Origin of the sequence: Pseudomonas sp. Sample_24 (genome assembly GCF_004307605.1) — a bacterium.
Classification (GTDB): domain Bacteria; phylum Pseudomonadota; class Gammaproteobacteria; order Pseudomonadales; family Pseudomonadaceae; genus Aquipseudomonas.
Genome location: NZ_RCNW01000269.1, coordinates 1 through 3,041 on the forward strand (window position 1 = coordinate 1; position 3,041 = coordinate 3,041).

At 58.7% G+C, this 3,041-nt stretch carries 3 protein-coding genes; all 3 read left to right on the top strand.

The features are described 5' to 3' along the window. The coding region (secD, locus tag D8V06_RS14805) for a protein translocase subunit SecD (RefSeq protein ID WP_130931212.1) at window positions 1-1,132 on the top strand (1,132 nt) is incomplete at its 5' end. A 9-nt stretch (window positions 1,133-1,141) separates the two neighbouring features. After that, on the top strand, window positions 1,142-2,056 hold the full coding sequence (secF, locus tag D8V06_RS14810; protein WP_056855158.1) for a protein translocase subunit SecF: 915 nt from the start codon (window positions 1,142-1,144) through the stop codon (window positions 2,054-2,056). A 118-nt stretch (window positions 2,057-2,174) separates the two neighbouring features. Then, on the top strand, window positions 2,175-2,726 hold the full coding sequence (locus D8V06_RS14815; protein WP_056855159.1) for a glycine zipper 2TM domain-containing protein: 552 nt from the start codon (window positions 2,175-2,177) through the stop codon (window positions 2,724-2,726). Window positions 2,727-3,041 lie beyond the last annotated feature (315 nt).

The window sequence follows — 3,041 nt, forward strand, 5'->3', positions numbered from 1 at the left end:
GGGTGTTGCCGAACCGATCGTTCAGCGTCAGGGCGCCAACCGCATCGTGGTTGAGTTGCCGGGCGTGCAGGACACCGCAGAAGCGAAGCGTATCCTCGGCAAGACGGCCAACCTCGAGTTCCGTCTGGCGGCCGAGCCGGGTGCTTCGAAAGCCACTTCCGAATCCTTTGAGTTCCGTGAAGGCAATCGTCCAGCGGCACTGATCGAGCGTGGCCTGATCATCACCGGTGACCAGGTAACCGATGCCAAGGCTGGCTTTGGCGAGCATGGCACTCCGGAAGTGAATATTCGTCTGGACGGCCACGGCGGCGAGCTGATGAGCCGTGCGACCCGTTCGAACGTCGGTCGCAGCATGGCGGTGATCTTCATCGAGCAGCGTCCTGTGACCACTTACACCAAGCAAGTGGTGAACGGCGTCGAGAAAGACGTGCCGGTGCAGACCTTCAAGGAAGAGAAAAAGATCATCAGCCTGGCGACCATTCAGTCGCCGCTGGGTGCGCAATTCCGTATCACCGGCCTGAACGGCCAGGGCGAATCGTCCGAACTGGCGCTGCTGTTGCGTGCCGGTGGTCTGGCGGCGCCGATGTACTTCGCTGAAGAGCGCACCATCGGCCCGAGCCTGGGTGCGGACAACATCACCAAGGGTATCGATGCGTCGCTGTGGGGCATGCTGTTCGTCTCGCTGTTCATCATCGCCATCTACCGCTTCTTCGGCATCATCGCCACCGTCGCGCTGGCGGTGAACATGGTGATGCTGCTGGCCTTGATGTCGCTGCTGGGTGCAACGCTGACCCTGCCGGGTATCGCCGGTATCGTGTTGACCATGGGTATGGCGGTCGACGCCAACGTGCTGATCTTCTCGCGGATTCGTGAAGAGATCGCCGCCGGCATGACCGTGCAGCGTGCAATCAACGAAGGCTTCGGCCGGGCATTTACTGCGATTCTCGACGCCAACCTGACAACACTGTTGGTCGGCGGCATCCTCTTTGCCATGGGCACCGGCCCGGTCAAAGGCTTCGCAGTGACCATGTCCCTCGGGATCTTTACCTCGATGTTCACGGCCATCATGGTGACCCGCGCGATGGTCAACCTGATCTTCGGCGGTCGTGACTTCAAGAAGTTGTGGATTTAAGGGGCTGCCATGTTACGTACAATCAACTTCATGGGCGTTCGCAACTTCGCGTTCGGCGTCACATTGTTCCTTACCGTGCTGGCCCTGTTCAGCGTCGCCACCAAGGGCATGAACTGGGGCCTGGACTTCACCGGCGGTACGCTTATCGAGCTGACCTACGAGCGTCCGGCCGACGTCACCAAGGTGCGTGAACAGCTGGTGACTGCCGGCTATCACGAAGCCATCGTGCAGAACTTCGGTGCGACCACCGATCTGCTGGTGCGTATGCCTGGCGAAGACCCGCAACTGGGGCACCAGGTCGCCGAGGCCTTGCAGAAGGTCGGTGGCGAGAACCCGGCAACGGTCAAGCGTGTCGAGTTCGTCGGCCCGCAGGTGGGTGAAGAGCTGCGCGACCAGGGCGGCCTCGGCATGCTGATGGCGCTGGGCGGCATCCTGATCTACCTGGCTTTCCGCTTTCAGTGGAAGTTTGCGGTCGGTGCAATCGTTTCGCTGATCCACGATGTGATCGTGACCATCGGTATCCTGTCGTTCTTCCAGATCACCTTCGATCTGACGGTACTGGCGGCGGTATTGGCGATCATCGGTTACTCGCTCAACGACACCATCGTGGTATTCGACCGGGTTCGTGAGAACTTCCGGGTCCTGCGCAAGGCCAACCTGATCGAGAACATCAACATCTCGACCACGCAAACCCTGCTGCGGACCATGGCGACGTCGATCTCCACCTTGCTGGCGATCGCAGCATTGCTTTTCTTCGGTGGCGACAACCTGTTCGGCTTCTCCATTGCCCTGTTCATCGGTGTTCTGGCGGGTACCTACTCGTCGATCTACATCGCCAACGTGGTGCTGATCTGGCTGAACCTGAGCACTGAAGACCTGATTCCTCCGGCGAATACCGAGAAGGAAGTCGACGACCGTCCATAACGGCCATCGTTTCCAGCTGTCAGCCGAAAAAGGCGCGAGTTGAACTCGCGCCTTTTTTTATGCTCCAAGGCTGGGAGAAGCGCGGACATGTTCCGCGGGTGATGGTCAGGAGGTTCATGTGAACAAGTCGATGCTGGTTGGTGCGGTATTGGGTGCTGTCGGTGTGACTGCCGGGGGTGCTGTGGCCACCTACAGCCTGGTTAAAGATAACGGTCCTGAGTACGCGCAAGTACTCGCTGTTGAGCCGGTGAAGACTCAAATCAAGACTCCACGTGAAGTGTGCAAGGACGTCACGGTCACCCGGCAAGCGCCGGTGAAAGATCAACACCAGATCGCCGGTACAGTGGTAGGTGCGCTGGCAGGCGGTTTGCTGGGTAACCAGATCGGCGGCGGCACTGGCAAGAAGATTGCCACGGTTGCGGGCGCGGTCGGTGGTGGTTATGCCGGCAACAAGGTTCAGGAGGGCATGCAGGAGCGTGACACCTACACCACGACCCAAACCCGTTGTAATACGGTGAATGACATCAGCGACAAGGTTGTGGGTTACGACGTGCGTTATTCGCTGGACGGCAAGGAAGGCAAGGTGCGCATGGATCGCGATCCAGGCAACCAGATCCCTGTGGATAAAGAGGGCAAGTTGGTCTTGTCGGAGAATCAGGCGGCTCAGTGAAGCGCTGAGGTCGGTTAAAAAAGAAGCACCCTGCGGGGTGCTTTTTTTGTATCCGCAATTTCTGAATCACTACCAATCTCCCTTGTAGGAGCCGGCTTGCTGGCGATCACGGTCTAACAGTCGACATCAATGGTGAATGTCAGATCGGTTCGCCAGCATTCCGCCTCTGTAGGAGCCGGCTTGCTGGCGATCACGGTCTAACAGTCGATATCAATGGTGAATGTCAGATCGGTTCGCCAGCATTCTGCCTCTGTAGGAGCCGGCTTGCTGGCGATCACGGTCTAACAGTCGACATCAATGGTGAATGTCAGATCG

Coding starts and splice junctions, on each gene's coding strand:
- secF (WP_056855158.1), top strand. CDS start 1,142: ATGTTACGTACAATCAACTTCATGGGCGTTCGCAACTTCGCGTTCGGC.